General features: G+C 71.9%; 7 protein-coding genes. 4 read left to right on the top strand and 3 right to left on the bottom strand.

Annotated features, from left to right (window positions below):
- The 4 genes from ABD54_RS24595 to ABD54_RS24580 all read left to right on the top strand — a co-directional run.
- Positions 1-623 (top strand): class I SAM-dependent methyltransferase (locus ABD54_RS24595; protein WP_082166980.1); only part of this gene is annotated, 623 nt, incomplete at its 5' end.
- 123 nt (positions 624-746) lie between these two features.
- Positions 747-1307, top strand: a complete 561-nt coding sequence (locus ABD54_RS24590) for a TrmH family RNA methyltransferase (RefSeq protein WP_047871921.1) — start codon at positions 747-749, stop codon at positions 1305-1307.
- Positions 1308-1546: 239 nt separating this feature from the next.
- Positions 1547-2929, top strand: coding sequence for a hemolysin family protein (locus tag ABD54_RS24585; RefSeq protein WP_047871920.1), 1383 nt, complete (start codon positions 1547-1549; stop codon positions 2927-2929).
- The gene (locus ABD54_RS24580) at positions 2926-3936 is read left to right on the top strand and encodes a hemolysin family protein (protein WP_047871919.1); all 1011 of its coding nucleotides are present in this window, start codon (positions 2926-2928) and stop codon (positions 3934-3936) included. Before ABD54_RS24585 ends, ABD54_RS24580 begins: the two co-directional genes overlap by 4 nt.
- Positions 3937-4147: 211 nt before the next feature.
- On the opposite strand, the gene ABD54_RS24575 is transcribed toward ABD54_RS24580, so the two are convergent.
- The 3 genes from ABD54_RS24575 to ABD54_RS24565 form a co-directional block, all read right to left on the bottom strand.
- Positions 4148-4576: an organic hydroperoxide resistance protein gene (locus ABD54_RS24575; protein WP_047871918.1), complete on the bottom strand. Its 429-nt coding sequence runs from the start codon at positions 4574-4576 to the stop codon at positions 4148-4150.
- A 64-nt stretch (positions 4577-4640) separates the two neighbouring features.
- Complete coding sequence (locus ABD54_RS24570; RefSeq protein ID WP_047871917.1) at positions 4641-5108, bottom strand: MarR family winged helix-turn-helix transcriptional regulator; 468 nt, start codon at positions 5106-5108, stop codon at positions 4641-4643.
- A 138-nt stretch (positions 5109-5246) separates the two neighbouring features.
- Positions 5247-6794 (bottom strand): aldehyde dehydrogenase family protein, encoded by a 1548-nt coding sequence (locus tag ABD54_RS24565; protein WP_047871916.1) that lies wholly within the window; start codon positions 6792-6794, stop codon positions 5247-5249.
- Positions 6795-6854: the final 60 nt, after the last annotated feature.

The following is a 6854-nucleotide window of genomic DNA, read 5'->3' as shown; positions in this document are numbered from 1 at the left end:
CCACCGCCGATCTGGTCCTGCCGGACCTGCACCTGCGGCTGCGCACCGACCGGGGCGTGTTCTCCCCCGACAAGGTCGACCTCGGCACGCGGGTGCTGCTGGAGTCGGTCCCGGCGCCGCCCGAGGGCGGGCGCCTGCTCGACCTGGGCTGCGGCTACGGGCCCATCGCCCTGACGATGGCCTCGCGCGCGCCGGGGGCGCGGGTGCTGGGCGTGGACGTCAACGCGCGGGCGGTGGGGCTGGCGCGGCGCAACGCCGCCGATCACGGGCTGGACAACGCGCGGTTCGCGGTGGTGGGGACCGAGGGCGGGCTGTCGGTGGAGCGGGGCTCGTCCGGGGATGACGCGCGTGCGGGGGAGGACGTGACCGCTCAGGAGCTGCTGGGCCCCTTCGACGCGGTGTGGTCCAACCCGCCCATCCGGGTCGGCAAGGGCGTGCTGCACTCCATGCTGCGCACGTGGCTGGGGCGGCTCACCCCCGGGGGCGTCGCCCACCTCGTGGTCCAGCGCCACCTGGGCTCGGACTCTTTGCAGAAGTGGCTGGACGAGCAGGGCCTGCCCGCCGAACGGGTGGCCTCCCGCGCGGGTTTCAGGGTGCTCGCGGTGCGCCGTTCCGTGGCTTGAAGCGGCTTTTGCCGCGGTGTGTCACAGGTCATGCGTGCGCCCACGCACGGTGACCTGTACTCTGTGGCGAACAGATGGCCTCCGGGACCAGCCCGGGAACACCCGCCGAGGAAAACACCGCAGTTGAGCACGCAGTTGCGTCCCACGGACGTCAAACGCCTGAACCGCCAGTGGCGCAGGCGCACCGAGGGGCGACTCGCCCTTCTCGTCGAATCGGTCACCCAGCCCTACAACCTGGGCTCGATCCTGCGCACGGCTGCGACCTTCGGCGTCGACCGACTCTGGTTGACCGGCAACAGCGCCGACCCCGACGATCCCAAGGTCGGCAAGACCGCCCTGGGCACCGCCGCCAAGGTCGAGCACACCCGGTCGGCCTCCACCGCGGACGCCCTGGCCGCCGCGCGCGCGGACGGGTACCGGGTGGTCGCGGTCGAGCTGGCCTCCGGCGCGCTGCCGCTGCACGCGGCTCCCCTGGAGCCGGACGTGTGCCTGGCAGTGGGCGCCGAGGACCACGGCTGCTCCCCCGCCCTGCTGGCGGGCGCGGACGCCGTCACCTACGTTCCCCAGATCGGACGGGTGGGATCGCTCAACGTGGCCGTGGCCACCGCGATCGCGCTCGCCGAGGCCCGCCGCCGGGAGTGGGCCGGACTGGGCGGGGAGGCCGACGCCCCCGCCGGGAACTGACCGCCCCGGAGACACCGACCGCCGGGGAACAATAGCCCCAGGCCGATCGTCTTTATCCCTGGTAGTCACATATCACCACAAAGCGCAACAGGCGCAGAGAGAGGAACAGTGGACCCGTCCCGAAGTACCGGCAGCGTCCTGAGTGGACGCTGCGACACAGACGACGAGCCCCCTTCTACGAAGGGCGCGCACCCTCGTAGGAGTCCGAACCCGAAGCGGAACCAGGCGGTGCGTGCCCGATGACGAGCACCATCCTCAGTATCGCCTTCGGGACCGTGGTGGTCTTCCTGATCACCGTGGCGACGGGTTACTTCGTCGCCCAGGAGTTCGGTTACATGGCCGTGGACCGCTCGCGACTGCGGGCGAAGGCGGCGGCCGGCGACGCCGGGGCCCAGAGGGCCCTGGGCATCACCAACCGGACGTCCTTCATGCTCTCCGGTGCCCAACTGGGCATCACCGTGACCGCCCTGCTGGTGGGTTACGTGGCCGAGCCCATGATCGGCGAGGGCGTCGGTGAGCTCCTCGGCCTCGCCGGGATCCCCACGGGGACGGGCGTGGCCATCGGCACCGTCCTGGCCCTGCTGTTCTCCACCGTCGTGCAGATGGTCTTCGGAGAGCTCTTCCCCAAGAACCTGGCCATCGCCCGGCCCGAGCCGGTGGCGCGTCGGCTGGCGCTGTCCACGGGGATCTACCTGAAGATCTTCGGACCCGTCATCTGGCTGTTCGACCAGGCGGCGATCCTGCTGCTCAAGGCGGTGCGGATCGAACCGGTCGAGGACGTCCAGCACGCGGCGACCGCGCGCGACCTGGAGAGCATCATCGCCGAGTCCAAGGCCAGCGGCGACCTGCCGCCGGAACTGTCCACCCTGCTGGACCGCACCCTGGACTTCCACGAGCGCACCGCCGGGCACGCGATGATCCCGCGACCGGAGGTGGCCACCGTGGAGGAGGGCGACCCGGTCAGCCGGGTCGTGGAGCTGATGGCCTCCGACCACTCGCGCTTCCCGGTGCTGGGCGACGGCGTGGACGACATCGTCGGCGTCATCTGCCTGCGCGACGTGCTCGCGCTGGGCGACCGGGACCTGGCCAACACCAAGGTCAGCGAGGTGGCACGGCGCACCGTGATGCTTCCCGCGTCGCTGCCGCTGCCCTCCGCGCTGAGCCAACTGCGTGAGGCGGGCGAGGAGTTCGCCTGCGTGGTGGACGAGTACGGCGGCCTGGCCGGTGTCATCACGACCGAGGACCTGGCCGAGGAGCTGGTCGGCGAGATCGCCGACGAGCACAGCCCCGCGGAGGAGTCTCCCTCCTACCTGGAGGGCGAGGGCTCCTACATGGTCCCGGGCGCGCTGCACATCGACGAGGTCGAGCGGCTGCTGGGCCACGACCTGCCCGAGGGGGACTACGAGACCCTGGGCGGACTGGTGGTGCACGAACTGCACCGGCTCCCCGAGGCCGGTGACAGGGTCTCCATCGCCCTGCCGAGGCCGCCCAGCGCGCACGACGAGGACCCCGACATGGGGCTGACCATGGTCGTCAGCGCGGTGCAGAGGCACGTTCCGCACACCGTGGAGCTGCGCCTGCACGAGGTCCAGGGCAACGAGTCGCAGGAGGCGTCGGCATGAGTGACATGAACGTGTGGGTGGCGCTCGCGCTGACCGCGGTGATCATCGCGCTGAGCGCCTTCTTCGTGGCGATCGAGTTCGCTCTGGTGGCGGCGCGCCGCTACCGGCTTGAGGAGGCCGCCGAATCCAGCTTCTCGGCACGCGCTGCGGTCAGGAGCGCCCGTGACCTGTCGCTGCTGCTGGCCGGTTCGCAGCTGGGGATCACCCTGTGCGCCCTGGCGTTGGGCGCGATCTCCAAGCCCGCCGTCCACCACATGCTGGAGCCGCTGTTCGGCGGCCTGCCGGCGGCGGTGGGCTACGTGGTCTCGTTCGTGCTGTCGCTGATCGTGGTGACCTTCCTGCACCTGGTGGTGGGTGAGATGGCGCCCAAGTCCTGGGCGATCTCTCACCCGGAGAAGTCGGCGATCATGCTGGCCGTGCCGATGCGGGCGTTCATGTGGTTCACCCGTCCGCTGCTGCTGATGCTCAACGGCATGGCCAACTGGTGCCTGCACCGGCTGGGCGTGGAGGCGGTGGACGAGATGTCCTCCGGCCACGGCCCCGACGACGTGCGCGAGCTGGTGGAGCACTCGGCCAAGGCCGGTGCGCTCGACCCCGAGCGCCGCGCCCAGCTGGCCACGGCGCTGGAGGTCAACTCCCGCCCGCTGAACGAGATCGTGACGCCGCGCGGGGAGATCGCGTCGGTGTCCCCGAACTCGACGGTGGACGACATCAAGCAGGTGTCGCGGGAGTCCACGCACCTGCGCCTGGTGGTGATGGACGGCGCCGAACCCGTGGGCGTGCTGCACGTGCGCGAGGCGCTGACGAGTTCGGAGGGGACCACCGCGGCCGATCTGATGCGGCCGGTGCTCACGCTGGCCTCGGAGACGCCGATGTACGCGGCGATGGGCATCATGCGCGAGAGCCGCAGCCACCTGTCCCTGGTGGAGTCGGACGGCGAGGTGATCGGCCTGGTCACCCTCCAGGACATCCTGGACCGCCTGCTGCTGCTGGACACGGCCGCCTGAGCGGGGCCGTGAGGCCTTGAGGGGCCGGGAGGGGGAGACCCCCTCCCGGCCCCTCGTGCGTGTGCGGGGGGCCGGCGCCGGAGGCCGGGACGTTCGGGCACGCGAAGGGGGGAGTGCGCGCACCGCGCCCTCCCCCCTGGTTCCGGAGCCCCTCGGACCCGGACGAGGCGGCCGCCCGGGGAGGGCTCCCGGGGGACCCGCGCAGGTGCCGCTAGGCGGTCTTGGCCGTCAGGGTCACCTCGATGTTGCCGCGGGTGGCGCGGGAGTAGGGGCACATCTGGTGCGCGCCCTCGACCAGTTCCTCGGCCTTGGCCTGGTCCACGCCCGGAACGGTGACGGTGAGCGCCACGGCCAGGGTCATGCCGTCGTCGGCCTTGCCCAGGCTGACCTGGGCGTCGATGGTGGAGTCGTCGACATCGACCTTCTCCTTGCGGGCGACGGCCTTGAGGGCGCCGTGGAAGCAGGCGGCGTAGCCGACCGCGAAGAGCTGCTCGGGGTTGGTGCCGGGGCCGTCGTCGCCGCCCATGCCCTTGGGCACGGACAGGTCGACCTCCAGGCGGCGGTCGTCGGTGCGGCCGTTGCCCTTGCGGCCCTCTCCGGTGACGGTGGCGTTGGCGGTGTACATCACGTCGTAGGCCATGGTTGCCTCTTTCCTTCGTGGTCCGTGATCGGTGTGGTGGTGGGGATGGGGCCTGCGGCCCCGTTCAGCACGGGCCGCGCCCGCGGGAGGCGGTCTCCACCGAACGCGTGAGCAGCCCGAGCGCCTCCTGCAGCTCCCTGGCCCGTTCCCGGGGCAGTCCGGCCGAGCACATGACCCGTTCGGGGACCTCCTCGGCGCGTGCGCGCAGCGCGTCGCCCTTCGGGGTGGCCGAGACCTCGACGACGCGCTCGTCGGTGGAGCTGCGTTCGCGGTTCAGGAGCCCGGCGGACTCCAGACGGCGCAGCAGCGGCGAGAGCGTGCCCGAGTCCAGGTGCAGGGCCCGGCTGAGTTCCTTGACGGTGAGCGTCCCGCGCTCCCAGAGCACGAGCATGACCAGGTACTGGGGATAGGTCAGTTCCAGGTCGCCCAGCAGTTCCCGGTAGAGCCCGGTCATGGCCCGGGAGGCCGCGTAGAGGGAGAAGCACAGCTGGTTGTCCAGGGCGAGGGGGTTCTCCCCTTGCTCGTCGGCCACGGTGTCCCCTCCTGCGCGTGCGGAGCCGTTCGGTGGGCACCACCGTAACAGAATTCAGTTGCGCGCAACATGATCGCGCGCAATTTTTTTGTTGCGCCGCCGGTGCCCGCTTCCGGCGGGGCACGGGCACCGGGCTCCTCAGAGGAAGCTCACGCCCTGGGCCAGCGGCAGCTCTCCGCCGTAGTTGACCGTGTTGGTCGCCCGGCGCATGTAGGCCTTCCAGGAGTCCGAACCCGACTCGCGGCCCCCGCCGGTGTCCTTCTCCCCGCCGAAGGCCCCGCCGATCTCCGCGCCGGAGGTGCCGATGTTGACGTTGACGATCCCGCAGTCGGAACCGGCCGCGGACAGGAACCGCTCGGCCTCGGACTGGTCCTGGGTGAAGATCGACGACGAGAGCCCCTGGGGCACTCCGTTGTGCAGCTCCACCGCCTCCTCCAGCGTGCGGTAGGGCATCACGTACAGGATCGGCGCGAAGGTCTCCTCGCGCACGACGGCGGTCTGGCCGGGCATGCGCACCACCGCGGGCTCGACGTAGTAGGCGTCGGCGGCCTCCTCCTCCAGGACGCGGCCTCCGCCGACCAGCACCCGGCCGCCCTCGGCCGCTGCGCGCTCCAGCGCCGAGCGCATCGCGGCGTACCCGCGCTCGCCCACCAGCGGGCCCACCAGCGTCGACTCCGCGAAGGGGTCGCCGACACGGTCGCGCAACTGCTTGTAGGCGTCCACGATCCGCCGGGTGACCTCCTCGGCCACGTCCTCGTGCACGATGAGGCGGCGCAGCGTCGTGCAGCGCTGGCCCGCGGTGCCCGCGGCGGAGAAGACGCTGCCGCGCACCACCAGGTCCAGGTCGGCGGAGGGGGCGACCACGGCCGCGTTGTTGCCGCCCAGTTCCAGCAGGTAGCGGCCCATGCGGGCGGCCACCCGGGGCGCCACCTCGCGGCCCATGGCGGTCGAGCCGGTGGCCGAGAGCAGGGCCACCCGGGGGTCGTCGGCCAGCGCCCGGCCGATCTCGCGGCCGCCCAGCACGACCCGGTGCAGGCCCTCGGCGGGCGCGCCGACCTCCCGGGCCGCGCGCATGAGCAGGCCGTGGCAGGCCAGCGCTGTGAGCGGGGTCAGCTCCGAGGGCTTCCAGACCACGGTGTTGCCGCACACCAGGGCCACGCACGTGTTCCACGACCACACCGCCACCGGGAAGTTGAAGGCGGTGATCACGCCGACCACCCCCAACGGGTGCCAGGTCTCCATGAGCCGGTGCCCGGGCCGCTCGGAGGGCATGGTGCGCCCGTACAACTGCCGGGACATGCCCACGGCCAGGTCGCAGATGTCGATCATCTCCTGGACCTCGCCCAGCGCCTCGGAACGGATCTTGCCCGCCTCGACGGTCACCAGCTCGGCGAGGTCGGCCTTGTGCTCGCGCAGCAGCTCACCGAGCCTGTGGACGAGCTGTCCGCGCACCGGGGCCGGGGTGTCGCGCCAGGCGGCGAAGGCCTCCCGGGCCGTGGTGACGGCCCGCTCGACGTCGGCGGCGGACTCGTGGCCCAGTGCGAAGAGGTCCTGGCCGGTGATGGGAGACCTGGCCGAGCCGTCGGCCCCGGCCGGTTCCTGGGGCGCGGCGACGCGGCACCGGTCCAGGGCGGCCCGCGCGCGATCGGCGAGGGAGGCGGTGCTGGGGAGGACGGAAGTCGGCATGTACTGCTCTCTCCGTTGAGAGGAACGGGCGGTCACCTCACACCCTGCCAAGTCCGACCC

It is taken from the genome of Nocardiopsis sp. RV163, assembly GCF_001029525.1.
GTDB classification, from domain to species: domain Bacteria; phylum Actinomycetota; class Actinomycetes; order Streptosporangiales; family Streptosporangiaceae; genus Nocardiopsis; species Nocardiopsis dassonvillei.
This window is presented reverse-complemented; position numbering and strand designations above follow the sequence as displayed.